The 24,389-nt window shown below is 59.0% G+C and carries 26 protein-coding genes; 8 read left to right on the forward strand and 18 right to left on the reverse strand.

The window, feature by feature from the left end; translation table 11 throughout:
* Positions 1 to 10: 10 nt before the first annotated feature.
* A complete protein-coding gene (locus ACR0DT_RS18510) occupies positions 11 to 928 on the reverse strand; it encodes a threonine/serine dehydratase (RefSeq protein ID WP_480712167.1) in 918 nt (305 codons plus the stop codon).
* 79 nt (positions 929 to 1,007) lie between these two features.
* Here ACR0DT_RS18510 and ACR0DT_RS18515 point away from each other — a divergent pair, with 79 nt between their 5' ends.
* Both ACR0DT_RS18515 and ACR0DT_RS18520 read left to right on the forward strand, forming a co-directional pair.
* On the forward strand, positions 1,008 to 1,850 hold the full coding sequence (locus tag ACR0DT_RS18515) for an LOG family protein (protein WP_170351106.1): 843 nt from the start codon (positions 1,008 to 1,010) through the stop codon (positions 1,848 to 1,850).
* A 3-nt stretch (positions 1,851 to 1,853) separates the two neighbouring features.
* Entirely contained in the window at positions 1,854 to 2,951 is a 1,098-nt protein-coding gene (locus ACR0DT_RS18520) for a cystathionine gamma-lyase (protein ID WP_480712168.1), read from the forward strand.
* Here ACR0DT_RS18520 and ACR0DT_RS18525 read toward each other — a convergent pair whose 3' ends face one another.
* Positions 2,952 to 3,335, reverse strand: a complete 384-nt coding sequence (locus tag ACR0DT_RS18525; protein ID WP_480712169.1) for a hypothetical protein — start codon at positions 3,333 to 3,335, stop codon at positions 2,952 to 2,954.
* Between the two features lie 148 nt (positions 3,336 to 3,483).
* Between ACR0DT_RS18525 and ACR0DT_RS18530 the strand changes: the two genes are divergently transcribed.
* Entirely contained in the window at positions 3,484 to 4,401 is a 918-nt protein-coding gene (locus ACR0DT_RS18530) for a DnaJ C-terminal domain-containing protein (RefSeq protein WP_480712170.1), read from the forward strand.
* The gene (locus tag ACR0DT_RS18535; RefSeq protein WP_480712171.1) at positions 4,398 to 4,742 is read left to right on the forward strand and encodes a hypothetical protein; all 345 of its coding nucleotides are present in this window, start codon (positions 4,398 to 4,400) and stop codon (positions 4,740 to 4,742) included. Before ACR0DT_RS18530 ends, ACR0DT_RS18535 begins: the two co-directional genes overlap by 4 nt.
* Here ACR0DT_RS18535 and ACR0DT_RS18540 read toward each other — a convergent pair whose 3' ends face one another.
* The 5 genes from ACR0DT_RS18540 to ACR0DT_RS18560 form a co-directional block, all read right to left on the reverse strand.
* On the reverse strand, positions 4,743 to 5,348 hold the full coding sequence (locus ACR0DT_RS18540) for a cytochrome P460 family protein (protein ID WP_480712172.1): 606 nt from the start codon (positions 5,346 to 5,348) through the stop codon (positions 4,743 to 4,745). It lies immediately after the preceding gene.
* A 255-nt stretch (positions 5,349 to 5,603) separates the two neighbouring features.
* Positions 5,604 to 6,791, reverse strand: coding sequence for a dual-specificity RNA methyltransferase RlmN (gene rlmN / locus ACR0DT_RS18545; RefSeq protein ID WP_480712173.1), 1,188 nt, complete (start codon positions 6,789 to 6,791; stop codon positions 5,604 to 5,606).
* 79 nt (positions 6,792 to 6,870) lie between these two features.
* Positions 6,871 to 7,248, reverse strand: a complete 378-nt coding sequence (locus ACR0DT_RS18550) for a lysozyme inhibitor LprI family protein (protein WP_480712174.1) — start codon at positions 7,246 to 7,248, stop codon at positions 6,871 to 6,873.
* 124 nt (positions 7,249 to 7,372) lie between these two features.
* Positions 7,373 to 7,540, reverse strand: a complete 168-nt coding sequence (locus ACR0DT_RS18555; protein ID WP_480712175.1) for a hypothetical protein — start codon at positions 7,538 to 7,540, stop codon at positions 7,373 to 7,375.
* 160 nt (positions 7,541 to 7,700) lie between these two features.
* Positions 7,701 to 8,237: an invasion associated locus B family protein gene (locus tag ACR0DT_RS18560; RefSeq protein ID WP_480712176.1), complete on the reverse strand. Its 537-nt coding sequence runs from the start codon at positions 8,235 to 8,237 to the stop codon at positions 7,701 to 7,703.
* Between the two features lie 178 nt (positions 8,238 to 8,415).
* On the opposite strand from ACR0DT_RS18560, the gene ACR0DT_RS18565 reads away from it, so the two are divergent.
* The gene (locus ACR0DT_RS18565; RefSeq protein WP_480712177.1) at positions 8,416 to 9,414 is read left to right on the forward strand and encodes an asparaginase; all 999 of its coding nucleotides are present in this window, start codon (positions 8,416 to 8,418) and stop codon (positions 9,412 to 9,414) included.
* Between the two features lie 4 nt (positions 9,415 to 9,418).
* On the opposite strand, the gene ACR0DT_RS18570 is transcribed toward ACR0DT_RS18565, so the two are convergent.
* The 8 genes from ACR0DT_RS18570 to hutI all read right to left on the reverse strand — a co-directional run bounded on the left by ACR0DT_RS18570 (position 9,419) and on the right by hutI (position 16,712).
* Positions 9,419 to 9,739 carry a YciI family protein gene (locus ACR0DT_RS18570; protein WP_480712178.1) on the reverse strand — a complete coding sequence of 107 codons (321 nt, stop codon included), beginning with the start codon at positions 9,737 to 9,739 and terminating at the stop codon, positions 9,419 to 9,421.
* Between the two features lie 24 nt (positions 9,740 to 9,763).
* Positions 9,764 to 10,189: an SRPBCC family protein gene (locus ACR0DT_RS18575; protein WP_480712179.1), complete on the reverse strand. Its 426-nt coding sequence runs from the start codon at positions 10,187 to 10,189 to the stop codon at positions 9,764 to 9,766.
* Entirely contained in the window at positions 10,177 to 10,506 is a 330-nt protein-coding gene (locus ACR0DT_RS18580) for an ArsR/SmtB family transcription factor (RefSeq protein ID WP_480712180.1), read from the reverse strand. Before ACR0DT_RS18580 ends, ACR0DT_RS18575 begins: the two co-directional genes overlap by 13 nt.
* A gap of 46 nt (positions 10,507 to 10,552) precedes the next feature.
* Complete coding sequence (gene serB / locus ACR0DT_RS18585) at positions 10,553 to 11,431, reverse strand: phosphoserine phosphatase SerB (RefSeq protein WP_480712181.1); 879 nt, start codon at positions 11,429 to 11,431, stop codon at positions 10,553 to 10,555.
* Positions 11,432 to 11,501: 70 nt separating this feature from the next.
* The gene (gene hutU, locus ACR0DT_RS18590; RefSeq protein WP_480712182.1) at positions 11,502 to 13,184 is read right to left on the reverse strand and encodes a urocanate hydratase; all 1,683 of its coding nucleotides are present in this window, start codon (positions 13,182 to 13,184) and stop codon (positions 11,502 to 11,504) included.
* Positions 13,181 to 13,978, reverse strand: a complete 798-nt coding sequence (hutG, locus tag ACR0DT_RS18595) for an N-formylglutamate deformylase (protein WP_480712183.1) — start codon at positions 13,976 to 13,978, stop codon at positions 13,181 to 13,183. The genes hutU and hutG overlap by 4 nt, the downstream gene beginning before the upstream one ends.
* The gene (hutH, locus tag ACR0DT_RS18600; protein WP_480712184.1) at positions 13,978 to 15,507 is read right to left on the reverse strand and encodes a histidine ammonia-lyase; all 1,530 of its coding nucleotides are present in this window, start codon (positions 15,505 to 15,507) and stop codon (positions 13,978 to 13,980) included. Before hutH ends, hutG begins: the two co-directional genes overlap by 1 nt.
* Positions 15,504 to 16,712 carry an imidazolonepropionase gene (gene hutI, locus ACR0DT_RS18605; protein WP_480712185.1) on the reverse strand — a complete coding sequence of 403 codons (1,209 nt, stop codon included), beginning with the start codon at positions 16,710 to 16,712 and terminating at the stop codon, positions 15,504 to 15,506. The genes hutH and hutI overlap by 4 nt, the downstream gene beginning before the upstream one ends.
* 81 nt (positions 16,713 to 16,793) lie before the next feature.
* Between hutI and ACR0DT_RS18610 the strand changes: the two genes are divergently transcribed.
* From ACR0DT_RS18610 to ACR0DT_RS18620, 3 genes are all read left to right on the forward strand, one after another.
* Positions 16,794 to 18,149, forward strand: coding sequence for a formimidoylglutamate deiminase (locus ACR0DT_RS18610; protein WP_480712186.1), 1,356 nt, complete (start codon positions 16,794 to 16,796; stop codon positions 18,147 to 18,149).
* A 13-nt stretch (positions 18,150 to 18,162) separates the two neighbouring features.
* Complete coding sequence (locus ACR0DT_RS18615; protein ID WP_480712187.1) at positions 18,163 to 18,867, forward strand: GntR family transcriptional regulator; 705 nt, start codon at positions 18,163 to 18,165, stop codon at positions 18,865 to 18,867.
* Positions 18,868 to 18,949: 82 nt separating this feature from the next.
* Positions 18,950 to 20,467 carry a malonate--CoA ligase gene (locus ACR0DT_RS18620; RefSeq protein ID WP_480712188.1) on the forward strand — a complete coding sequence of 506 codons (1,518 nt, stop codon included), beginning with the start codon at positions 18,950 to 18,952 and terminating at the stop codon, positions 20,465 to 20,467.
* Here ACR0DT_RS18620 and ACR0DT_RS18625 read toward each other — a convergent pair.
* The 3 genes from ACR0DT_RS18625 to ACR0DT_RS18635 all read right to left on the reverse strand — a co-directional run bounded on the left by ACR0DT_RS18625 (position 20,454) and on the right by ACR0DT_RS18635 (position 24,119).
* Positions 20,454 to 21,191, reverse strand: a complete 738-nt coding sequence (locus ACR0DT_RS18625) for a metallophosphoesterase (RefSeq protein ID WP_480712189.1) — start codon at positions 21,189 to 21,191, stop codon at positions 20,454 to 20,456. The genes ACR0DT_RS18620 and ACR0DT_RS18625 overlap by 14 nt on opposite strands.
* 119 nt (positions 21,192 to 21,310) lie before the next feature.
* The gene (serA, locus tag ACR0DT_RS18630; protein ID WP_480712190.1) at positions 21,311 to 22,906 is read right to left on the reverse strand and encodes a phosphoglycerate dehydrogenase; all 1,596 of its coding nucleotides are present in this window, start codon (positions 22,904 to 22,906) and stop codon (positions 21,311 to 21,313) included.
* Between the two features lie 58 nt (positions 22,907 to 22,964).
* On the reverse strand, positions 22,965 to 24,119 hold the full coding sequence (locus ACR0DT_RS18635) for a phosphoserine transaminase (protein WP_480712191.1): 1,155 nt from the start codon (positions 24,117 to 24,119) through the stop codon (positions 22,965 to 22,967).
* Positions 24,120 to 24,389: the final 270 nt, after the last annotated feature.

Genomic DNA, 24,389 nt, shown 5'->3' on the forward strand with positions numbered 1-24,389 from the left:
TGCTGCGGTTTCAGCCGTTCAACGGGTCAGGCGAGAGGTTACCGCCACAAACCAGCACCGCCACACGCTCATTGGGGCCCGGTTGATAGGCCTCTGACAACAGCGCAGCCAATGCGGTCGCCCCGGCTGGTTCCACCAGAATCCGATGCGCACGCCACAGAGCCTGCTGGGCCTCGGCGATGGAGTCATCGCTGACCAGAACCGACGTCGTCCCTTGCGCCAACTCAAAGCAGATCGACCCGATCCGCCGCGCGCCCAGCGCGTTGGCGGCGATACCCGAAACATTGACATCCACCGGCTGTCCGGCTTGGAGGGCTGCGTTTAACGCGCATGAAGTCTCGGGCTCGACCGCCACAACCTTGCGCGCGCCCTGCAGCCAACCCAGCGCCCCTGAGATCAAGCCGCCGCCACCAACCGCGATCAGAACGGTATCGGCCTGCAGACCTTGCGCCTCCCATTCAGCGAAACAGGTGCCCTGCCCGGCTACGGTTGCGGGCGCGTCATAGGCATGGATCTGCATCGCGCCCGTCGCGTCCTCATGCGCCTGTGCCGCGGTCAGCGCGTTGGCGTATTCGCCCGGCATCACGCTCAGATCGGCACCGCTCTGTTCGATCAGCGCGATCTTGGACGGCCCTGCCATTTCTGGCACGAAAATCTTGGCCGGATAACCCAAGGCACCCGCCGCATATGCCGCTGCCGCTCCATGATTGCCACCGGACGCCGCCACGATGCCTGCCGTGGGCACGTCTTGGCTGAGCAACGTATTGAACGCCCCACGTGCCTTGAAGCTGCCCGTATGCTGCAGATGCTCAAGCTTCATCTCGACCGGATAATCCAACCCCAAGGCCCGGCTTTCCATCACAGGCGTTACCTGCGCATAGCCGGCGATCCGGTCGGTGGCCGCCAATATTTCATTCTTCCAATTCATTCTTGTTCTTCCGTGACTGGCACTCTGCCCGCGAACCCTATAGCTGTTTTACGAACACGCAAGCAGGGAACACTTATCCATGAGAGAAGACCGCCTCAGCCCTTTCCGCGACGCGCAGACCGACCGCTCAACCGCGAGCGAGGTGCCGGACACGCCGCAAACCCGCTCACCCGCGTATCGCCTTGCCTTTGCCGATGACGATTTCCTGTGCCGGGATGAGCTGCGCCCGGTGCGCCTGCAGCTGGAACTGCTGAAACCCGAGATGCTCATGACCGAGCGCGAGATCACCTCGACCATCGTCATGTTCGGCGGTGCGCGGATTCCCGAGCCGTCGCAGAAACACACCGCCCGGACCCAGACGCTGGCCAACCTGTCGGAATATTACGACGAGGCCCGCGAATTCGCCCGGCTGATGACCGAGAAATCAAACGAAACCGGATGCCGTGAAAACGTGATCGTCACCGGCGGTGGCCCTGGCGTGATGGAGGCGGGAAACCGTGGTGCACAGGATGCGGGCGGCTGTTCCATCGGCCTTAACATCGTGCTGCCGCACGAACAGGCACCGAACGAATACGTGACCCCCGAGCTGAGCTTCAACTTCCACTATTTTGCCATCCGCAAGATGCATTTCCTGATGCGCGCCCGCGCCATCACCATCTTTCCCGGCGGGTTCGGAACGATGGATGAGCTGTTCGAATCCCTGACCCTGATCCAGACCGGCCGGATGGAGCGCGTGCCCTTCCTGCTGTTTGGTCGCGAGTTCTGGGAAAAGGTCATCAACTGGGAGGCACTGGCCGATGCTGGCACTATCTCGGACGAAGATCTGGACTTGTTCCGTTTCGTCGACACCGCGCAAGAGGCAGTCGAGATCATCGAGAACTGGGAGCCCGCCCCGCCCCGCGACGAAATTCCGGGGCGCTAAGCCATGGCCCCGAAGACCGGAGAGATGCTGCACCTGCGCGGCAATGCCTTGAACGCGGGTGAGCCTGTAACCCTACCGCTGACCCAAAGCAGCATGTATCATCTGCCGGGCGTGACGGATGGGCTGCCCACATACGGCCGCGTCGACAACCCTACATGGGAGCATCTGGAAAATGTGCTGGCCCATCTTGAGGATGCGCCCTGCCTGACATTTCCGTCCGGCATGGGGGCGATCTCGGCAGCATTGTTTGCGACCCTGAAGGCGGGCTCGCGGCTGTTGATCCCGTCGGATGGCTATTACGTCACGCGGGTGCTGGCTGATCAGTTTCTGTCCGGGCTGGGTGTAACGGTCATCGAACGCCCGACGACCACCTTTACCGAGGGCGGGTTTGACGGCTTTGATGTGGTGTTTGTCGAAAGCCCCTCGAACCCCGGGTTGGACATGCTGGACCTGCCCGCCATCGCAGCTGCGGTACGCGCGGCAGGCGGGATTACGATTGCCGACAATACGACCCTGACACCGCTGGGCCAGCGGCCACTGGGTATGGGTATCGACGTGGTTGTGTCCTCGGATACCAAGGCTATGGCCGGGCACTCCGATCTGCTGATGGGCCACGTGACCAGCCGCAACACGCAGATCATGGAACGGGTCGAAGAATGGAGGCGCGTTTCAGGCGCGATCCCCGGCCCGCATGAGGCGTGGCTGCTGCATCGCGGTCTGGAAACGCTGGACGTGCGTTTTGATCGCATGTGTTCCTCGGCGCAAGTGCTGGCCGAACGGTTGGCCGACCACCCAGCGGTCAAGCAAATCCGCTATCCCGGCCTGCCGGGCGACCCATCGCATGCGCTGGCCACGGCACAGACGGCGCGGTTCGGGTTCCTGTTGTCGATCACGCTGGATTCGGAAGAAAAGGCCGAAACTTTTATCAACGCCTGCCCGATGCTGCGCCCGGCCACATCCTTCGGTGGCGTCCATAGTTCCGCCGAACGCCGCGCACGGTGGGGCGACGATGTCGACCCCGCCTTTATCCGCATGTCTGTCGGCTGTGAACCGGTCGAAGAACTGTGGCAGGCGGTTGAAACCAGCCTGAACGCGCTGTGATTACTTCTTAGGCTCGCGCAGTTCAGTGAACACGTAGATCGGCAGCACAATGCTGGCGATCAACGCCCCCAGCCAGACCAGCAGCGTGGCCGCCAACAGGTTCGAGATACCTCCAACCGTCAGACCGGCAGTGACCAGATCGGTTATCAGTAGGCCCACAAAGGTCACGATCAGCGCGATACCACCTTTCAGCGAGGGTGCTTTTTTCTCACCCAGCTTCAGGATCAGCGGCTCGGCCACCACCTGCACCAGCGTAAAGACGATCACCACAACGATGAACGAGATCGGCTTGATCGCAAACCCCGACAGCAACAGTGTCGCCAGTAGTAACCCTATGGCATTGCCGGCCAGCAGGGCCAAGGCGGATTTGATTCTGCGCGTCATTGGGGTCTCCGTCAGAAAACAATTCAAAACATGCATATGTTAACAGACCCGCAGGGATTTGCGAGCGGTTTCAAAAGCCTCTTCCTTTTGGGTCATTGAAATCGCATGATAAAACCCATCCTGTTCAGACCGACCCGCGAGAGGTGAGATGAGCGACGATCCCTATTCTGCCCTTGGTGTCGCCAAAGACGCCAGCGCCGCCGAGATCAAAAAGGCCTATCGGCGCATCGCCAAGGAATGTCACCCGGACCTAAAACCCGGTGATGCCGAAGCCGAAGCCAAATTCAAGGCCGCCGCTGCCGCCTATGACCTGCTGAAAGATCCCGAAAAGCGGGCGCAGTTCGATAATGGTGAAATTGACGCCTCGGGTCAGGAACGCCCGCAGCAGCAATATTACCGCGACTATGCCGAGGCCGCCGGGAACCCCTACCGCGGACGGTCGGCAGACCCTGATGACATGTCGGACATCTTTGCCGAATTCATGCGCGGCCGTGGTGGATACGGTCAACGCACCCAAGAATTCCACGCGCCGGGGCACAATCGCGGCTACAGCCTGCAGATCAGTTTTCTGGATGCAGTATTTGGAGCCAGCCAAAAGCTGACCCTGCCCGATGGTGACCGGATCGAGGTCAAAATTCCGGCTGGCATAACAGACGGTCAGACAATCCGCCTGCGCGGCAAGGGTGATCCGGGCTTTGGCGACGGGCCGCCGGGCGATGCGCTGGTGACCGTCTCGGTTGCCAAACACCCGGTTTTCGATCGTCAGGGTGACGACATTCACATCACGCTGCCGATCACGATTGACGAGGCCATTCTGGGCGGCAAGGTCCCTGCACCCACCATCGACGGCGGTGTCAATGTCAGCGTCCCGGCGGGTACCAGCAGTGGCAAGACCCTGCGCCTGCGCGGCAAAGGGATCAAGAAACGCGGATCATCCGAGCGCGGAGATCAGTTGATCGAACTAACAGTCGCGATGCCAGATCAGATCGACGAAGAACTGAAGCAATTTATGGAGACTTGGCGCAAGAGCCACAGCTATGATCCGCGCAAAGGAATGCCGTCATGACCCGCACCCTGACCGAAGAGCAGCTGATCGGAGCCGTCACCCGTCTGACCTCAACCCGGTTGACCGAGTATCTGGCCGCCGAGATCGTGATTCCCGAACAAACCGATCAGGGGCTGGTCTATCACAGCCTCGACGTTGCCCGTCTGGAACTGGCCTGCGAGTTGCATGAGCAATACGAGATGGAGCCCGACGCGCTGTCGATGATGATTTCGCTGATCGACCAGATGCACGGCCTGCGCGCGGAACTGCGCGAGGTACTGAACGCGGTCGAGGCCCAGCCCGAACCGGTGCGTCAGACCTTGATCGAGGTGATCGGAGCCGCCCGCTTCAAACGCAGCTGATCAGTTGCCGACGACGTATTCTTCCGGCACGAAAAAGGTGTAATCCCGGTCGGCCACCGCCTCGTGACAATCATGGCAATAGGCGACCGCATTCGCGCGCGCGCCCATCGTATCACCAAACAGAGACCCGTCCGGCATCACCATGATATAGCGCCAGTCGCCCGTCTCCGGGCTTTCGCCTTCGGCCAGCTTCTCCATCACGAACAAAGCGCCGGGATGGATATTACCTTCATCCGTGACAGTCACGCTGTCTTTGGCGAGCACTGAGCCTTTGGGTAGCTTTTCCCCCTCGGCCAGCGTTCCGTAGTTATGCGCCATGCGATTGGCATAGCTGTTCACATACCGCTGACCATGGGTGGCCGAAATATAAGGTGCATCATTGAACAACGGCCAGTTCTGGTAGTTCATCAGCAAATCCAGCTGTGCCGCGCCATATCCCCGCGCCATGCGCCGCTGTAGGGAGTCATAGATGCGCGACGCCTCTTCCTTGGACAGTTCTGCCGGATTCTCGATGGCAATATGCGCGTCCTCAGCGGTTGATTGCGCATACCCGTCAGTCGCGGAAAATCCCGCAAATGACAGCACTGTTAGTGAAATTGAAAACACTTGTATTAATCGTAACAACATAAGGATGGCCCACCTGGTTCAAAAGGTTCGCCTGAACGCCGCGTATCATGTTTGAAATAAGATAGCGGCCCTGAACAAACGCGCCACGGCCAGACCACGGCTTTCACCGCTTTGTGCGCAAGAGTGACATGCGCTGATCCAGCCCCGACGCCTCAAACATACCAAATTCTGCATGCAAAGAACAGCAAGCCAGAAATTTATTTATTGTCGACCCTCTGGCGACAATTGCAAGTTTCAGCTTTGCATCCCGGCTTCGGCCTCGATCTGTTTGCGCGATTTGCGGGCGCGTTCAGTGGCTGATTTCAGCTGGCCGCAGGCCGCCATGATATCCTCGCCCCGCGTTTTGCGTATCGGTGAGGCATAGCCCGCCTGATAGATGATATTCGCAAAAGCCCGGATACGATTGTTCGAGCTGCGTTTATACGGTGCGCCCGGCCACTCGTTGAATGGGATCAGGTTGATCTTGGCCGGGATGTTGTGACGCTTGATATGGTCGATCAGACGATGCGCGTCCTCGTCACGGTCATTCACACCATCCAGCATCACATATTCAAAGGTGATCCGCTCAGAATTCGAGGCCTTGGGATAGCTCGCCAGAGCCTGCAGTAGTTCTTCGATATTCCAACGCTTGTTGATCGGCACCAGCACATCGCGGGTTTCATCCGTGGTCGCGTGAAACGAAATCGCCAGCAGGCAGCCAATTTCTTCGGCGGTGCGCGCAATTTCGGGCACCACGCCCGAGGTCGACAGAGTGATCCGGCGGCGTGACAGGGATATCCCCTCGGGGTCCATGGCGATCTTCATCGCATCACGGACGTTATCAAAATTATACAGCGGCTCACCCATGCCCATCAGCACGATGTTGGAAAGCAGGCGGGTTTCATCCTTGGGCGCGCCGGGGGTCGGCCATTCTTCAAGATCGTCGCGTGCCATCATGACCTGACCGACGATCTCGGCAGCGGTCAGGTTACGGACCAGTTTTTGCGTGCCGGTGTGGCAGAAGGAACAGGTCAATGTGCAGCCCACCTGAGACGAAATACACAGCGTGCCGCGATCCTCTTCAGGGATATAAACCACCTCGACCTCGTGCCCGCCCGCGATGCGGCACAGATACTTGCGGGTGCCGTCCTCGGAGACCTGACGCGTCACGACCTCGGGGATTTCGATCACGAAAGTCTCGGCCAGTTGCGCGCGATAAGCTTTGGCGAGGTTGGTCATCTCGGCAAAGTCACGCACACCCCATTGATAGATCCACTGCCAGATCTGTCCGGTGCGCATCTTGGCCTGCTTTTCCGGCGTGCCATTTTCGATCAGCACCTTGCGCAGCTGGTCGCGAGTCAGGCCGACAAGGTTAATTTTCCCCTCGGGCAATTTGCGGGGGATGGTCATGACGTCTTGAGTGATCGGCGCTTTGGGCGACATGTGGCTATCTCAACGAATTCTGGCTTGGGATGCGCCTCTATATAGGAACACACGCAAAGATCAAAAGGAATCGTATCAATCAATTCGCAAAGCGCAGCAACTCGTCCACACGGGCACGCCCTAAATCGACCCGGCACGCGGTGATTGCGATGCCTGTTCCGGATCCACCGCCATAAGAGGCACCAATGGCCTCGCATTGTGCGTCCCGATATCCTTCCCAGGCGGATTGCGCAGCCTCCAAGGCGGGCTGAGCCACCACGCGCCCGGTGACTTCGTCCAACTCTTTGGCGGCTTGCACGGCAAATCCGTAGCTCGCCTCTAGCGCCAGATTGACCCGCTCCTCCATTTCGCCGACGCAGGCCCCGATTTCCACTTGAGAACTGGCGTCGGCACATTCCAGTGTGGGGTCTGCCAGTGCCGCAGATGAAAATAACAATGTAGTCAATACGTAACGCATAATCCGTTCCTGTCAGAGGCTTCCTGCCAGCCGACAGTAGCACGCGCGGAACCGCGTCCCAAATGCAAGTCGGCCGCACCGCCAACGCCGATGCGACCGAAATCAACGTTATTCGTCAACCTCTTCAGACACCCGCAGGCAGGATATCACAATCTGCTGCGTCCAGAGTTTTCACCGGATCCTCTGGCCCGCACTGTTCACCGGACACGGGGTAGGTATTGGTGTCTTTTTCACACGCGCTTAACAACACGGCAGCTGTCATCATCAACGCGACAATGGACTTATTCAGCATTCGCAAGCTCCTTTCGATCTACTGAACTGATTAGTTCAGAGAAATCAGGAGCACGCCTTGATGCGGATCAAATGTGCGGACAGACGTCGCGTAAAGTCGACGCTTTGCAAAGAAAAAGAAAACCCCGCCTTATGACGGGGCTTTGTGTGTCTGCAAATACCTATTGGTTCGTGCAGCGTTTCTCGGCGTCTTCGATCGCAGCCGTAAAGCCCAGCAGCGAGAAGGTGTCTTTGGTTTGCGTCCCACGCTCAGACCGGGCGGTCAGCACGGCCTCGGTGCCGCGTTTCATCGCTGCGACCACCTTGAGGTCTTCGCCTTCGGTTGCGGGCCAGGCCCATTCACCTTCGGTGATCAACTCGAACTCGGTTCCGTCGATCTCAAGATTGACTGTCGAGCCTGCGGCAAAAGGATATCCGCCGGTAAAGGTCACCTGCCCCTTCACCTCGGCATTGGGGCGGTAGAACACGAACAGCAGAATATCGCTGCGGCGGACAGAGACCACCCGGCCACCGCGCGTGTTGACGGTTTCTTTGGGGGCGGACACGCTCCAGCATTCCGTGGGATCGTCTTCGACGAACACGCTCCAATCCGTCTTGGCTGCCACGCGGTTTGTGCTTGACGCCTGCTGAGCGGTTGCGGTTGTGGCCATCCCTGCGAGGCACAGGCCCGCGATTACATGGACGAGTTTCGATCCCATCTGTCCAGCCTCCTAGCTCGACCTATTACCTCATACCCATCGGACATAGCTGCGAACTCTGCCGGTTCGTCTGTAAGTTGCGTATTCCGATGATTGTCGACATACACACACTAACGCAGGTTTCGCCACAGGCGAAAGGGCGATTGGCAGAATTTTGCGCATATTACGGAGGGGCCAGATGACGCAGCCGGTACCAATGACAGAACTATGGCGTGGGCCCTTGCTGGAAAGCCTGCATCTGGGCCATGCGGTGATCTGCGATGACAGTGGGCAGATTGTGCACAGTTGGGGGGATCCGAATGCGGTGATTTACCCCCGGTCCTCGGCCAAGATGATCCAGGGGCTGCCGCTAATCACATCGGGCGCCGCAGCGAAATACGGGCTGAACAGTGAACATCTGGCGCTGGCCTGTGCCTCGCATAACGGGGCGCATATTCATACTGACCGCGTGACAGCATGGCTGGAACATTTGGGCCTGTCCGAGCTCGATCTGCGCTGCGGCCCACAGGAACCACAGGACATGGCTGCGCGCGACGGGTTGATTCTGGCCGATGACACGCCTTGCCAGATTCACAACAACTGCTCGGGCAAGCATTGCGGGTTCTTGACCGTGACCCAGCATATGGGAGCGGGACCGGAATATCTGGAAATCGACCACCCCGTGCAGCAAGCCTGCTTGTCAGCCATTGAGGAAACAACCGGTGAGACCAGCCCAGCCTATGGGATCGACGGCTGTTCAGCCCCCAACTTTGCCACCTCACTGGTGGGGCTGGCACGGTCGATGGCTTGGTTTGCGTCAGCCGCTGACCGGTCGGACCGAGCCAGCGACGCGGCCCAGCAATTGACCGCCGCAATGATCAAGCACCCCGAACTGGTCGCTGGCGAAAGTCGCGCCTGCACCGAGCTGATGCGCGCCATGGAGGGCCGTGCCGCGATCAAGACCGGGGCCGAGGCCGTTTTCATTGCCATCATTCCGGAAAAACGCATGGGCGTGGCGTTGAAGATCACCGACGGCACCACCCGCGCCGCCGAATGCGCCATCGCATCCATTCTGGTCTATCTGGGTGTGCTGGAGGCCGAGCACCCGGCCACCCGCAAATTCATGAACGCCATTCAGTACAGCCGTCGCGGACTGGAATGCGGCATCATCAAGCCTGCGCCTAGTTTCCCCGGCTAAGGCGTCACATCTCGATTGGGTGTATCTCGGCCACTTCGACCGAACCTGATCCGTTGACGACCATGGGGCAGCCCTTGGCCATCTCGGTGGCGGCGTCGATGCTGTCGGCCTTGATGACGGTGAAGCCTGAGGCCGGGTTTGCACCGCCGTTGTCGACAACGCCGCTGTTGCTGACCGTATAGGACTGGCCCACCGGATTTCCGGGGATGTCCAGCGCGTCGCCCATATTCTGGAACCATGCGCCCCAAGCGGCCATGGTTGCTTCGATTTCGGCGGGGTCGGTCGGGGTGTGACCACCATGATAAACAAACAAGAATTGAGGCATTTCTCTTCCTCCCTGATGAAAATCTTAAAACTGGGCTTCCAGCTTGCGCAACGACGAGGTCCAGCCTTGGTTATGGTTCTCCGCGACCTCAGCATCGGCCAGTTCGCGATGATCAAGAACCAGCTTCGCACCGGTTTCCGTCGCAGAGACGGTCAGCGTCACGTGGCTTTCCGCACCACGCTTATCCTGGTCATCATGCCAGCCCCAGGTGAAGCCTACTGAATTCGGCGGGTCGACATGGGTAACTTGGCCGGACACTTTGTATCGCTGCCCCTCGGCATTCACCATGACCGAATACCACGGCCCAGGGTGCGAGAAATCCAGATCATGCTCGGGTACATGCATCCCCTCGGGCCCCCACCATTGCAACAGCTTTGCGCCATCGCTGATCCAGGCGAACAGGTTTTCCTGGGATGTGGGGAACGCGCGTTCCAGTTTCAGGTCGGCCATGAATTTTCCCTTTCAATCAAATCGCTCAAACGGTCGAGGCTGCTTTCCCAGAATTGCCGTTTCGAGATGGTCCATTCCGCGATGGTCCGCAGCCCCTCGGGCTGGATGGAATACATGCGTTGACTGCCCTGCACCCGTTGCTGCACCAGCCCGGCGGCGCGCAGCACCTTCAGATGGCGCGAGATCGCAGCCCCGGACATGCCGCGCCCTTCGATCAGGTCACCGGCGGGTAGCTCTCCGTCCTGCATCAACTGCTCGACAATCGAGAAACGGGTGGCATCGGACAAAGCTGAAAATGCGGTCAGAAGTGTGTTCATGACCACTGTTTAACATTATTGTTAAATAAAGGGAAGCCCCTTGAGCTCAGACCTCAGTAAAGGCCGCGCGGGAATAGCCCTGCAGGTACAGCAGCGCGGTCAGATCCCCGTAGTTGATCCGGATATCGCATTTTGCGGCGACAGAAGGTTTGGCATGCAGCGCCACGCCGGTTCCGGCCCTGCTGAGCATGCCCAAGTCATTGGCGCCGTCGCCAACGGCGATCACATCCGCTTCCGACAGGCCTAACCGCTTGGTAATTTGCGCCAGCGCATCCACCTTGGCTTGTTTACCCAAAATTGGGCGCTGCACATCGCCTGTCAGCTTGCCGTCTTCGGCCAACAGCGTATTGGCGCGGTTTTCATCAAAGCCCAGCAGTTCGGCCACTTTGGCGGTGAAGGCCGTAAACCCACCCGACACCAGCGCCGCATAGCCCCCGTTCAGCCGCATCGTCGCAACCAGTTCCTTGCCGCCCGGCATCAAAGTGATGCGTTCGTCCAGAACCTTGTCGATAACCGCCTCATCCATACCTTTCAGCAGACCGACCCGTTCGATTAGCGCCCCTTCGAAATCCAACTCACCATTCATGGCCCGCGCGGTGATGTCCTTGACCCGATCACCTACGCCTGCCTCATCGGCCAGTTCGTCAATGCATTCCTGCTGAATCATGGTGCTGTCCATATCGGCCAGCAGCATCAGCTTGCGGCGTTTCCCGAACGGCTGCACGATCAGGTCGACCTCTAACAGCTGCAGCTCGGCCCAAACGTCCCACTGATTGTCAGGCAACTCGGGAAACGTGAATTGCGCGGCCTCATCTTCGCTGAGCCACACCACATCACCACCGCCCCATGCATTGCACAGCGCCTCAACCAGAGCCTGCTCGAGCTTTGGCGTGTTCGGGTTGGTCAACAGAGTGGCTACGTACATCTTCAGTCTCCTGCAGGCTCCCCTGCGCATAACGCAGGGGCTGTCAATTCACCAGAGACAGTTGATGTGTTTACCCCAGAATGGCGGGCAACCGCAGCCCGTGGGCGCGGGCACAGTCCTTTGCGATGTCATACCCCGCATCCGCGTGCCGCCACACGCCCGAGGCCGGATCATTCCACAACACCCGCTCCAACCGTCTGGCGGCATCCTCGGTTCCATCGGCGCAAATCACCACGCCTGCATGCTGAGAGAACCCCATGCCAACCCCGCCACCATGATGCAGCGACACCCAGGTCGCGCCGCTGGCGGTGTTGATCAGCGCATTCAGCAACGGCCAGTCACTGACAGCATCGGATCCGTCCAGCATCGCCTCGGTTTCACGGTTTGGGCTGGCGACCGAACCCGAATCAAGATGGTCCCGACCGATCACAACCGGTGCTTTCAACTCGCCATTGGCGACCATCTCGTTGAACGCCAAGCCGGCGCGGTGGCGGTCGCCCAACCCGATCCAGCAAATCCGTGCCGGCAGGCCCTGAAACGCGATCCGTTCTTGCGCCATGTCGAGCCAGCGGTGCAAGTGCTCGTTCTCGGGAAACAACTCCTTCATCTTGGCGTCGGTCTTGTAGATATCCTCGGGGTCGCCCGACAAAGCACACCACCGGAACGGACCGATACCCTTGCAGAACAGCGGACGGATATAGGCTGGTACGAAACCGGGGAATGCAAACGCGTTCTCCAGCCCTTCATCCTGCGCAACCTGCCGGATGTTGTTACCGTAATCCAGCGTCGGCACGCCCGCGTTCCAGAAATCAACCATCGCGGCCACGTGCTGCTTCATCGATACTCGAGCGGCTTTTTCGACCGATTTAGGATCTGTTTCGCGCTTTTCTCGCCACTGTGCCATCGACCACCCTATTGGCAAGTAGCCATTGATCGGATCATGCGCACTGGTCTGATCGGTGACGATATCGGGGCGCATACCGCCCGCAGCCATGCGGCGGTAAATCTCGGGGAACACCTCAGCCGCGTTGCCCAATAGGCCCACAGATTTCGCCTCGCCCGCTTTGGTCCAGCGGTCGATCATCTGCAACGCTTCGTCCAGCGTCTCGGCCTTTTCGTCGAGGTACTTGGTGCGCAAACGGAAATCGATGCTGTCCGGGTTGCATTCAACGGCCAAACAGCAGGCACCGGCAAAAACGGCAGCCAGCGGCTGCGCGCCACCCATGCCGCCCAGACCGCCGGTCAGGATCCACTTGCCCGTCAGATCACCGTCATAGTGTTGACGGCCTGCCTCGGCGAAGGTTTCGTAAGTGCCCTGAACGATGCCCTGCGTGCCGATATAGATCCACGAACCGGCCGTCATCTGGCCGTACATCATCAGACCCTTCCTATCGAGCTCATTGAAGTGATCCCAGGTCGCCCAATGGGGAACAAGGTTGGAATTGGCGATCAGCACCCGCGGCGCGTCTTTATGCGTGCGGATGATGGCGACCGGCTTGCCGGATTGAACGATCAGTGTTTCGTCGTCTTCCAGATCCTTCAAACCATCCACAATAGTGTCGAAATCCGTCCACGTGCGCGCGGCGCGACCAATGCCGCCATAGACAACCAGTTCATGCGGGTTTTCCGCCACATCCGGATGCAGGTTGTTCATCAACATCCGCAGCGGAGCCTCGGTTAGCCAGCTTTTGGCGTTCAGCTCGGTTCCTATCGGCGGATAGATATCGCGCGTGTTCTTGCGAGGGTCGGTCATGGCGTCGTCTCCAATGCAGTGTCTTGGATGGCTTCCAAAATATCGCGCAGCCAACGGCGCAAGCGGTCGGCCTTGGCTGTGTCATAGCTCCATGGGGCGGCTTCGGTCGTCAGATATGCGGATTGCGACAGTTCCATCTGAATGGCGTGCAGGCCGTCGTCTGGCCGACCGTAGTGACGGGTTGTCCAGCCACCCCGGAACCGCCCGTTCAAAACGGTGCTGTAGGGCGATGACGCGGCAAATTCATGCGCAATAGACTCTATTTCTAACGCACAGGTTACGCCACCATCCGTCCCGATATTCATGTCAGGCAAGGTGCCATCGAACAGAAACGGAATGCGGCTGCGGATCGAGTGGCAATCGAACAGAACCGCCACACCATGCTTTACCCGCACGCGCTCCAGCTCTTCGGCTAGTGCGGCGTGATAGGGCGCATGAAAGGTTTCGCGTCTTTGAGCGATCTCATCCTTGGACGGCTCCTGCCCGCTGCGCCAGATTGGCTGCCCATCGAAATCGGTCAACGGCACAAGAGTTGTCGTGTTCTGTCCCGGGTAAAGCGAAACGCCTTCGGGATCACGATTGGCATCGATAGCATAGCGATGGACATGTGACTGAACCACCGTCACATCGCTCAAAAGCCGGTCATAGAGCCTGTTTATGTGCCAATCTGTATCCGCCAACGCACGCCCGTTCTCATTGAGGCGCGCTGCGATATCATCTGGCACAAAGGTCCCGCCATGGGGTTGCCCCAGCACGACGGGGCCACTCCCGTGCTGCACACTGACTATTTGCATCACGTTACCTCTGGCATTGGGACGCCCACAGCGTGCAGGATCGCCCCCCCGGCAACCAGTTGCTTCGCAGCCTCCAACTCGAGTGCCAAATAGCGATCTTCTGTCAGGGCCTGGATGTCAGCCCGCAACCGGGTGATGACCTTCTGCAACGGGCCACTGGTGACCAGTGGCGCACGAAACTCCACTCCCTGCGCGGCGCAGAGCAATTCGACGCCCAGAATGTAATTCAGATTCTCAACCATGCGTGTCAGCCGCCGCGCGCCATGAGCCGCCATGGACACGTGATCCTCCTGGTTGGCCGAGGTGGGCGTGCTGTCGGTGACGCAGGGATTTGCGAGGTGCTTGTTCTCGCTCATCAACGCTGCCGTGGTAACCTCGGCGATCATCAGGCCCGAGTTCAGCCCCGGATTCGGGGTCAGGAAGGGCGGCAGATCAAAACTGAGCGTCGGATCCACCATCAAAGCAATACGGCGCTGTGCGATGGCACCGATCTCGGACACGGCCAGAGCGATCATGTCGGCCGCAAACCCTACTGGTTCAGCATGGAAATTACCGCCCGAGACAATCCCATCTGCCAGAACCAGCGGATTATCAGTGGCTGCGTTGGCCTCTACCTCAAGCGTAGCGGCGGCCTGCCGTATGACATCCATCGCCGCGCCTGTGACCTGAGGTTGGCAACGGATGCAATAGGGGTCCTGAACACGGGTGTCGCCTTCGCGATGACTTTCCCGAATTTCCGACCCGTCCAACACGGCGCGCATGGCACCTGCGGCCTCGGTTTGCCCTCGATGGCCGCGCAAAGTGTGAATTTCGGGTCGCAGAGGCGCAGTGGACCCCATAATCGCATCAGTGGACAGCGCCGAGACAACCAGCGAATTTTGCGCCGCGCGCCAGGCCTCGAACAACCCGGCCAAAGCAAAAGCAGTTGAGAACTGCGTGCCGTTTATAAAGGCCAATCCTTCCTTTGGACCTAATTGAATAGGCTCTAAATCGACTGATTTTAGCGCTTCGATGCCCGACAGGACAGTGCCGTTTACTTCGGCTTCACCAGCGCCAATAACCACCGCCGTCATATGAGCCAGCGGTGCCAAATCGCCTGACGCACCGACGGAACCCTGCGCCGGGATCACTGGCGTAACGCCTCGGGCCAGCATCTGCTGCAACAGCTCGATCAACTCCCAGCGCACACCCGAAGCCCCTCGTCCAAAGGACAACAGCTTGAGTGTCATCATCAACCGTGTCAGCCGCCGCGGTATGGCGGGGCCAACACCGCAACAATGGCTGAGGATCAGGTTGCGCTGCAGAGTCGAGGTGTCCTGCGGTGCGATCTTGAGACTGGCCAATTTGCCAAAACCAGTATTGACCCCATAGACAGGGTCATTGCCTTGAGCCGCAGTCTGAATACGCTGGGCCGCCGCATCCACACCAGACTTGCAGGCTGAATCCAGTGTAACAGCCGTTTGGTCCCAATAGATCTCGGCCAGTTGCGCCAAAGAAACCTGACCGGGCTGCAAAGTCAGAGACGTCATTCGATCCCTCCGAAAAGACGTTTATGCAGTGGGTTGAAGCCAACGCGATAAGCCAGCTCAGCCGGGTGCGTGACATCCCAGACCGCCAGATCCGCCCTCTGCCCCGGTGCGAGGGTGCCTACATCCTTGATCCCCAACGCACGCGCGGCGTTGCGGGTGACGCCAGCCAGCGCCTCTTCGGGTGTCAGCCGAAACAGTGTGCAGCCCATATTCATGGTCAGAAGCAACGAGGTCAGTGGCGAGGAACCGGGATTGCAATCAGTCGCCAATGCGATCGGCACTCGATGCTGACGCAGCAATTCAACAGGCGGCACCTGCGTCTCGCGCAACGTATAAAACGCGCCCGGTAGCAGTACCGCAGTGGTTCCCGCCTCAGCCATGGCCGACACGCCATCAGCATCCAGATATTCGATATGGTCCGCCGACAAAGCCCCATACGAAGCCGCCAGTTGCGACCCACCCAAATTGGACAACTGCTCGGCATGCAGTTTCACTGGCAAGCCCAGATCCTGCGCCACATCGAAAACCTGCGCGATTTGCGCAGGCGTAAAGGCAATACCCTCACAGAACCCATCAACCGCGTCCACCAGACCCTCAGCATGTGCTGTGCGCAGGGTTGGTATGCAGACCTCGCGGATATAGTTATCTGGACGTTCGGCATAATCCGGCGGCACCGCATGTGCGCCCAGAAAGCTGGTTTTGATCCGAATGGGGCGAGCTTCTCCGATCCGGCGGGCGACACGCAACATCTTCAGCTCGGTCTGGGTGTCTAGTCCGTAACCCGACTTGACCTCGATAGTGCAAACACCTTCGGCGATCAGGGCGTCCACGCGGGGCAGTGCGTCCGACAAAAGCGTTTCTTCACTGGCGGAACGTGTGGCGTTGACCGTGGACAGGATACCGCCTCCAGCACGGGCTATGTCTTCGTACGAGGCTCCGTTCAGTCTCATTTCGAACTCGGCTGCGCGATTGCCGCCAAACACCACGTGAGTATGCGCATCGATCAGCGCAGGAGTTATTAGGCGCGCACCAAAATCTTCAACCGGCCAATCGGCATATTCTTGCGGTAGGGCCTGTTGCTGTCCAACCCAGACGATCTTGGCCCCGTCAATGGCAATTGCTGCATCCTGACACATCCCATAGGGCGTGCCCCCTTCTGACATCGTGGCCATCCCGGCGCTGAGTAAGACCGCTTTTCTGGTCATGGCGATTCTTTTCGGCTCCCCTCTTGTTTGATTTTTATGTATATGTGTAAAAGTATGAAGTCTACACATTATGGAAGTCAAATGCCGGTTTTTGCCAAAACTGCCTTGATAGGCTCTGAATGGATGCAGGATGTACGGGTTGAAATCGACCACGGACGTATCAGCCGGGTACAGACTCAGGCACCGGCATCGCCCAATGACACGCGCGTAGATGTCTTGTTGCCCGCTTTGGCAAACCTGCACAGCCACGCCTTTCAACGGGCCATGGCCGGCATGACAGAAACCCGCATGGCCGGGCGCGAGAGCTTCTGGACATGGCGCAACCTGATGTATCGCTTTCTGGACCGTTTGACGCCCGAGCAGATCGAAGCCATCGCCGCACTGGTATTTATGGAGATGCAGGAGGCCGGGTATGCCTCGGTCGGTGAGTTCCACTATGTCCACCACCAACCCGGCGGCACACCCTATGCCCAGCTGTCAGAATTGAGCCAGCGCATCTTTAGCGCGGCACAACAGACGGGGATTGGCCTGACGCATTTGCCGGTGCTTTACACCTATGGTGGCGTCGCGCAAGAACCGCTGTCTGGCGGGCAGCTACGGTTCAGCAATGATGTGTCCCGGTTTCTGAAATTGGTGGAAGATTGCCGCACCACCCTTCCCTATACAGACTCTTTATTGGGGGTAGCGCCGCATTCATTGCGTGCGACATCGCCCGCCGATCTGTGCGAGGTACTGCAGGCCACACCTGACGGCCCTGTGCATATCCACATCGCCGAACAGAAACAGGAAGTTACTGATGTGCAGGCCGCATTGGGACAACGCCCCGTGGCCTGGTTGCTGGACAATGCAGACGTGAACGAACGGTGGTGTCTGATCCACGCCACCCATATGACCGATGCCGAAACCCAAGCGCTAGCCCGGTCCGGTGCCGTGGCCGGTCTGTGCCCGATCACCGAGGCCAATCTGGGCGACGGCATATTCAACGGCCTATCCTATGTCGCGGAAAACGGGCAGTTTGGCGTTGGATCAGACTCTAATATTCGGATTTCCCTGGTCGAGGAATTGCGGACCTTGGAATACTCCCAGCGTCTGCGCGACCAACAACGCGCAGTTCTGGTGCCGGGCGAGGGCTCGGTCGGGCATGCGCTTTACACCGGCGCGGCACGAGGCGGCGCGCAGGCCCTTGGTCGTAATGCTGGTGAGATCGCCGAGGGTAAGCTGGCTGATCTGGTGGCAATTGACCGGACCCACCCGACGCTCTGCGCCTTGACGGACGATCAATTGCTGGATGGGCTGTGCTTTGCCGCCCCCGATGGACTGGTAACTGACTTGTGGTCCGCCGGGCGGCATATGGTGAAACAGGGCCGCCATGTTGCGCGTGATCAGATCATTCCCACTTATAGATCCGCGATTGCAGGCTTGCTGGCCTCGGTCTAAAGGAGCGGTCATCATGCGCCAGTCCAGCGACACCACGAGCTACAAAGACATCAAGAAAACCGTTCTGTCCCGCATCCGGTCAGGCGAATGGCAACCCGACTCTCTGCTGCCCAACGAACAGGATCTGGCGGTCGAGTTTTCCTGCACCCGTACTACGGTCAACCGGGCCCTGCGGGAACTGGCGGAGGAAGGGTATTTGGAACGCCGCCGCAAGGCCGGCACACGGGTGCTGAGCGCACCGCAACGGCAGGCCCGGTTCTCCATCCCCATGGTCCGGGACGAAGTCGAGGCGATGGGCGGCACTTACCGATATGCGCTGGTATCGTCCAAGTTAGAGACTGCTCCTGAATGGCTAAGCGCCCGTCTGGCCCTGTCACCGGGGCAAAACGTGATGCATGTGCGCTGTATGCATTTCAACGGCAACACGCCGTTTCAGTATGAGGATCGCTGGATCGTCACGGCCTCGGTCCCGCAGGTGGAACAGGCGGATTTCTCGCAGATCGGACCGAATGAATGGCTGATCCAGACCCTGCCCTTCACCAATGTCGAGCTTAGCTTTCTGGCTAGCCGCGCCGATGCGACAATCGCCGGGTTTCTGGACGTCCCCGAAGGAGAGCCGGTCTTTACCGGTGAGCGGATTACCTGGTTGCAAGGTCAGCCGGTGACATTCGCCAAGATGTTCTTTGCCGCCGGGTATCGCATGACCACGCAATTCTGAGGCTCATCCGAATTTCTCTTTACCCCCAAATCAATCCGTTACAGATTCACTCCGGATCGAGCAGGCGCAAAGGAAAGATGAAATGGGCAACCCGCTGTACGACCGGCTGTTTGGCATCCACGCGGGCAAACACACCCCGTTCCTTCATCTTCCGGACGATCAAACCGTGACGCATGCCAATTTTCTGGACATGTCCTCGCAAATCGCCAATGCCCTGTCTGGGTACGAGCTTGAGCCAGGTGAACGGGTGGCCGTGCAAGTGGAGAAATCACCCCAAGCGCTGGCGCTCTACGCGGCTTGCGTGCAAACCGGGCTGATCTTTTTGCCGCTAAACACCGGCTACACCACAACTGAACTGCAATATTTCATCGAAAACAGTGGCGCAAAGCTGGTTGTCTGTGACGCCGCAAAGGAAGAGGGGCTGGCCCCCATCGCCGCCGCCCAGGACGCCCGGTTAGAGACGCTGAACGCCGACGGGTCGGGCAGCCTGATGCGACGGGCGCTGGGGATGTTACCCGCGTTTGAACCGGTCCGCCGCGACGAGGATGATCTGGCCGCGTTCCTTTACACCTCGGGCACCACGGGGCGGTCGAAGGGGGCGATGCTGACGCAGGGCAACCTGCTGTCAAATGCCGAGATGCTGGTGCAGGAATGGCGGTTCACGGTGGATGACGTGCTTCTGCATGCATTGCCGATCTTTCACACGCATGGGCTGTTCGTCGCCACGAACGTGGTGCTGGCTTCGGGTGGGTCGATGATCTTTTTGCCCAAGTTCGACGTTGAGGAATTGTTGCGGCTGATGCCTCAGGCCACCTCTATGATGGGGGTTCCGACCTTCTACACCCGCCTGCTGGACCATGACCGGTTCACCGGGGATTTAACCCGACACATGCGGTTGTTCACTTCGGGTTCGGCGCCAATGTTGACCGAAACCCATGAACGGTTCGAGGCCCGCACCGGCCACCGTATCCTTGAACGTTACGGCATGACCGAGACCAACATGACCACCTCAAACCCCTATGACGGAGAACGTCGAGCGGGCACGGTGGGTTTCCCCCTACCCGACATCGAGTTGAAGGTGACCGACCCCGAAACCGGCGCGGACCTGCCGCCGGGCGAGATCGGTATGCTCGAAGTGCGCGGCCCGAACGTCTTTCAGGGCTATTGGCAAATGCCCGAGAAAACCGCCGCCGAACTGCGCGAAGATGGCTTTTTCATCACCGGCGATCTGGGGCGCGTGGATGAAGATGGCTATGTCCACATCGTCGGGCGAGGCAACGACTTGATCATCTCAGGTGGGTACAACATTTACCCCAAAGAGGTCGAACTGGTGCTGGACGACCAGCCCGGTGTTCTGGAAAGCGCCGTGATTGGCGTCCCGCACCCGGACTTTGGCGAGACCGTGCTGGGAATTCTGGTCGCCGAACCGGGGCAGACACCGGACCCGGAGGCTATCCTGTCCAACGTGCAGAACACGCTGGCCCGATTCAAACATCCACGCAAACTGATTGTGCTGGACGAACTGCCCCGCAACACGATGGGTAAAGTGCAGAAGAATGTCCTGCGCGAGGACTACAAGGACCTATTCACACAGGCTTAGGCTCTAACGGAACACGTCCGGATTCGGTCAGCAACCAACATTGACGGCCTTCAAAAACAGCCACGCCTGCTGCGCGACCATAGCCGGCACCCGTGTCCAGATTGATACGATTCCCGTAATGCGTGGCACGATCCACCGGAGTATGGCCATGGACGATCAGTTTCGGATGCTGGCCGGAATGGTTGTGAAACAACTGCCGAATCCAAACCAGATCATTCGCGTTCTGCTCGTTCAGTGAGACACCGGGTCGAATTCCTGCGTGCACAAAAGCCAGTTCGGGCGTCTGATGCATCAACACCAGATCACGCAGGAAGGTTCTGTGCGACAGCGGCACCGCCGACAGCGCCGTCCGGTGCAAATCTTCCAGCCGTATTCCCTCTTCGACCTCAACGCCATAACTGCGCAGAGTTTCCACCCCACCCAGGCGTTCATGCAACCAGTGATAGCCTACCAGCAAATGTGGATCATGCCGCGGAGTATCCTCAAGAAACCATGCGAACATCCGGTCGTGGTTCCCCAGTAGCATGATCCAGTCCCGCCCTGCGTCGCGGCCTTCGATAAGCCGCTCTATCAGGCCCCGACTGTCGGGACCGCGGTCAATGTAATCGCCCAGAAACACGGTCCGTGCGTTTGGCCCGCCATCGTGTTCGATCAGCGACAAAGCGCGTTCAAATTCCGCAACCTGCCCATGCAAGTCGCCGACGGCGTAAATCGGATTTGTCATGGCGTGTCCTCGGTGGCCGGTTTGCCTACCTTGTGGCGCAAAACGAAGCCGTGCAAAAGACAATGCCCGCGCTTTTATTCGCGCGGGCATCAGATGGGTTACACTGTCAGTGCCGCAACTTAAGCAACGTCAAACTCTAGCGGCTTGATCTGCGTGAACAGACCGGTTTCTGCCAGCTTCGCACGCGCCTCAGCCGGAACCGGCTCGTCCACGTACAGCAACGCGATGGCCTCGCCCCCGGCCTTGGACCGGCCGAGGGTAAAGTTGGCGATGTTGACGTCATTTTCACCCATGGTCTGACCCAGCGCACCAATGATGCCCGGCACATCCTCGTTGGTGGTGTAGAGCATATGCGCCCCCACCTCGGCCTCGATATTGATACCCTTGATCTGAATGAAACGCGGCTTGCCGTCGCTGAATACCGTGCCCCCGATCGAGCGTTCACGCTTTTCGGTTACCACGGTCACCTTGATATAGCCTTCGAACGCACCGGACTTGTCCTGATTGGTGGTCGAAATTTGAATCCCGCGTTCTTTGGCGACGACCGGGGCCGAGACCATGTTCACCTCGGGGTTAAACTTTTTCATGATCCCCGCAACGACCGAGCAATTCAGCGCCGCCAAGTTCATCTTGGACGCAACACCGTCATAGAGGATGTTGATTGCCTTGATCGGCTCATCCGTCATCTGGCCGATGAAGCTGCCCAAATGACCGGCCAGCTTGATCCATGGGCCCATGATCTTGGCCTCTTCGGCGGTGACGCTGGGCATGTTCAGCGCGTTTTCCACGGCGCCGGTCAGCAAGTAATTCGAGATCTGCTCGGCCACCTGCAACGCCACGTTTTCCTGCGCTTCGGTTGTGGCCGCACCCAAATGGGGCGTGCAAACAACGTTGGGCAGGTTGAACAGCGGATTGTCCTTTGCGGGTTCCTCACTGAACACGTCAAAGGCGGCACCGGCGATGTGACCGGATTGCAGCATCTCGGCCAGCGCGACTTCGTCCACCAGACCACCGCGGGCACAGTTGACTATGCGCACGCCTTTCTTGGTCTTGGCCAGATTCTCGCGGCTCAGGATGTTGCGGGTTTGATCGGTCAGCGGCACGTGCAGAGTGATGAAATCGGCTCGCGACAGCAGTTCGTCCAGTTCGACCTTTTCGACGCCCATCTTGGCGGCTTTCTCTTCGCCCAGATAGGGATCATAGGCGATGACCTTCATCTTCAGGCCCAAGGCGCGTTCGCAGACGATACCGCCAATATTGCCCGCGCCAATGACGCCGAGGGTCTTGTTGGTAAGCTCGATCCCCATGAATTTCGACTTTTCCCACTTGCCCGCATGGGTCGAGGTGCTGGCCTCGGGGATTTGCCGCGCGACAGCGAACATCATAGCAATCGCGTGTTCGGCTGTTGTGATCATGTTGCCAAACGGCGTGTTCATCACGATCACACCTTTTTTCGAGGCTGCTTCCTTATCGACATTGTCCGTGCCGATGCCAGCGCGACCGATCACTTTCAGGTTCTCGGCCCTCTCCAGCAGGGTCGGCGTGACCTTGGTGGCCGAACGGATGGCAAGGCCGTCATATTGGCCAATCACTTCGGCTAGCTTGTCTTTGTCCTTGCCCAGATCGGGCATGAAATCCACGTCGATGCCACGGTCGCGGAAAATCTGAACAGCCGTTTCGCTGAGCTTGTCGGATACGAGTACTTTGGGAGCCATATTTCTGGTCCTTGAATTGTATGGAAGGTCCGGGCCTGTCGCGGCCCGGTGGAAAAGGTCAGGCAGCTTCTGTCTGCGCCGCAATCTCGGCCTCAAAGGCCCAGGCCAGCCAGGGCAGCATCGCTTCGATATCCGAGGTCTCAACCGTGCCGCCGCACCAGATGCGCAAGCCCGCCGGGGCGTCGCGATAGGCACCGATATCCAGCGCGATATTCTCGGCCTCCAGCCGTTTCGCCACAGCTTTGGCGAATGCTGCGCCATCTTGAATGCGGTCATCGGTGAACTTCAGGCAAACCGAAGTGTTCGACCGCGTCGCCGCATCCTCGGCCAGGTTGGCGATCCAGTTATTCTGTGCGCAAAATGTATGCACCGCACCGGCATTGGCATCAGCCCGGGCGATCAAACCCTGCAGACCACCAACCGAGCGCGCCCAATCCAGCGCGAACAGGTAATCTTCGACAGCCAGCATCGACGGTGTGTTGATCGTCGCACCAGTAAAGATACCGTCGATCAGCTTACGCCCTTTGGTCAGGCGGAAAATCTTCGGCAGCGGCCACGCAGGGGTATAGCTCTCCAGCCGTTCCACTGCGCGGGGCGACAGGATCAGCATGCCGTGCGCGGCCTCTCCACCCAGCACTTTTTGCCAACTGAAGGTGGTGACATCCAGCTTGTCCCAAGGCAGGTCCATCGCAAAAGCTGCGCTAGTCGCGTCGCAAATCGTCAGGCCCTGACGGTCATCCGCTATCCAGTCGCCATTGGGAACCCGCACGCCCGAGGTGGTGCCGTTCCACGTAAACACAACATCATTAGCAAAATCGACAGTCGCCAAATCAGCGATCTGCCCGTAATCAGCAGTTTTCACTTCGGCATCAATTTTCAGCTGTTTGACCACATCGGTCACCCAGCCCGCGCCAAAGCTCTCCCACGCCAGCATCTCGACCTTGCGTTCGCCCAGAAGCGACCACAGCGCCATTTCAACCGCGCCGGTGTCCGAGGCGGGAACGATGCCGATTTTGTAATCTGCCGGAATGCCCAGCACCTCACGCGTGCCGTCGATGGCCGCCTTCAGCTTGTCTTTGCCGACAGCCGCACGGTGAGACCGACCCAGCGACGCATCGGCCAGTTTGGTCAGATCAAATGTGGGGGGTTTGGCACAGGGGCCCGAAGAAAAACGCGGATTGGCCGGCCGCGTTGCCGGTTGTTCGATTGTCATGTGTATTACCCTTCCAGATACACGCCCCTCGTTGGGGAGGGGTGTCCCACGCACAGAGGTATGGGGCCTTTGCAGGTGCAGCAAGCAAAAAGACCGTTCATCTGCAGAAAACGACACAGGAAGGGTGCGCAATTTGGAACACAGGTTTCCTATTGGCGAAAAACCCCGCCGAAATGTTCGGCGGGGGGTGTTCCTTTTACTCAGCTGCTTCTTGGTATGCGTCCATTGGAGGGCATGTGCAGACGAGGTTTCGGTCACCGTATGCGTTGT

Source organism: Ruegeria sp. BI11, assembly GCF_056538005.1.

Bases quoted from the DNA above. Each gene is read 5' to 3' on its own strand.
- ACR0DT_RS18510 (WP_480712167.1), bottom strand. From the start codon at position 928: ATGAATTGGAAGAATGAAATATTGGCGGCCACCGACCGGATCGCCGGC.
- ACR0DT_RS18515 (WP_170351106.1), top strand. From the start codon at position 1,008: ATGAGAGAAGACCGCCTCAGCCCTTTCCGCGACGCGCAGACCGACCGC.
- ACR0DT_RS18520 (WP_480712168.1), top strand. From the start codon at position 1,854: ATGGCCCCGAAGACCGGAGAGATGCTGCACCTGCGCGGCAATGCCTTG.
- ACR0DT_RS18525 (WP_480712169.1), bottom strand. From the start codon at position 3,335: ATGACGCGCAGAATCAAATCCGCCTTGGCCCTGCTGGCCGGCAATGCC.
- ACR0DT_RS18530 (WP_480712170.1), top strand. From the start codon at position 3,484: ATGAGCGACGATCCCTATTCTGCCCTTGGTGTCGCCAAAGACGCCAGC.
- ACR0DT_RS18535 (WP_480712171.1), top strand. From the start codon at position 4,398: ATGACCCGCACCCTGACCGAAGAGCAGCTGATCGGAGCCGTCACCCGT.
- rlmN (WP_480712173.1), bottom strand. From the start codon at position 6,791: ATGTCGCCCAAAGCGCCGATCACTCAAGACGTCATGACCATCCCCCGC.
- ACR0DT_RS18550 (WP_480712174.1), bottom strand. From the start codon at position 7,248: ATGCGTTACGTATTGACTACATTGTTATTTTCATCTGCGGCACTGGCA.
- ACR0DT_RS18555 (WP_480712175.1), bottom strand. From the start codon at position 7,540: ATGCTGAATAAGTCCATTGTCGCGTTGATGATGACAGCTGCCGTGTTG.
- ACR0DT_RS18560 (WP_480712176.1), bottom strand. From the start codon at position 8,237: ATGGGATCGAAACTCGTCCATGTAATCGCGGGCCTGTGCCTCGCAGGG.
- ACR0DT_RS18565 (WP_480712177.1), top strand. From the start codon at position 8,416: ATGACGCAGCCGGTACCAATGACAGAACTATGGCGTGGGCCCTTGCTG.
- ACR0DT_RS18570 (WP_480712178.1), bottom strand. From the start codon at position 9,739: ATGCCTCAATTCTTGTTTGTTTATCATGGTGGTCACACCCCGACCGAC.
- ACR0DT_RS18575 (WP_480712179.1), bottom strand. From the start codon at position 10,189: ATGGCCGACCTGAAACTGGAACGCGCGTTCCCCACATCCCAGGAAAAC.
- ACR0DT_RS18580 (WP_480712180.1), bottom strand. From the start codon at position 10,506: ATGAACACACTTCTGACCGCATTTTCAGCTTTGTCCGATGCCACCCGT.
- serB (WP_480712181.1), bottom strand. From the start codon at position 11,431: ATGTACGTAGCCACTCTGTTGACCAACCCGAACACGCCAAAGCTCGAG.
- hutU (WP_480712182.1), bottom strand. From the start codon at position 13,184: ATGACCGACCCTCGCAAGAACACGCGCGATATCTATCCGCCGATAGGA.
- hutG (WP_480712183.1), bottom strand. From the start codon at position 13,978: ATGCAAATAGTCAGTGTGCAGCACGGGAGTGGCCCCGTCGTGCTGGGG.
- hutH (WP_480712184.1), bottom strand. From the start codon at position 15,507: ATGACGTCTCTGACTTTGCAGCCCGGTCAGGTTTCTTTGGCGCAACTG.
- hutI (WP_480712185.1), bottom strand. From the start codon at position 16,712: ATGACCAGAAAAGCGGTCTTACTCAGCGCCGGGATGGCCACGATGTCA.
- ACR0DT_RS18610 (WP_480712186.1), top strand. From the start codon at position 16,794: ATGCCGGTTTTTGCCAAAACTGCCTTGATAGGCTCTGAATGGATGCAG.
- ACR0DT_RS18615 (WP_480712187.1), top strand. From the start codon at position 18,163: ATGCGCCAGTCCAGCGACACCACGAGCTACAAAGACATCAAGAAAACC.
- ACR0DT_RS18620 (WP_480712188.1), top strand. From the start codon at position 18,950: ATGGGCAACCCGCTGTACGACCGGCTGTTTGGCATCCACGCGGGCAAA.
- ACR0DT_RS18625 (WP_480712189.1), bottom strand. From the start codon at position 21,191: ATGACAAATCCGATTTACGCCGTCGGCGACTTGCATGGGCAGGTTGCG.
- serA (WP_480712190.1), bottom strand. From the start codon at position 22,906: ATGGCTCCCAAAGTACTCGTATCCGACAAGCTCAGCGAAACGGCTGTT.
- ACR0DT_RS18635 (WP_480712191.1), bottom strand. From the start codon at position 24,119: ATGACAATCGAACAACCGGCAACGCGGCCGGCCAATCCGCGTTTTTCT.